Source organism: Pseudorhodobacter sp. E13 (genome assembly GCF_003991405.1).
Classification (GTDB): Bacteria; Pseudomonadota; Alphaproteobacteria; order Rhodobacterales; family Rhodobacteraceae; genus Pseudorhodobacter.
In genome coordinates, this window is record NZ_RPEN01000044.1 from 1 (window position 1) to 234 (window position 234).

Here is a 234-nt window from a genome sequence, read left to right on the forward strand (position 1 = left end):
AACAGTGCCGCGGCCCGAGATCGAGAACACGTCTTCAACCGGCATCAGGAACGGCTGGTCAACAGCGCGGGCCGGGGTCGGGATGTATTCATCCACAGCCGCGATCAGCGCCTTGATCGACTCTTCGCCGATTTCCGGCTGCGTGCCGTTCATGGCGTGCAGAGCCGAACCACGGATGATCGGGATATCGTCGCCGGGGTAGTCATACGAGGACAGCAGCTCGCGGATTTCCAT

The 234-nt window shown here is 61.5% G+C and carries 1 pseudogene; it reads right to left on the minus strand.

Features of this window, described 5'->3' with window-relative positions:
* A pseudogene (gene tuf, locus EGN72_RS00115) lies at positions 1–234 on the minus strand (elongation factor Tu); the annotation flags it as partial.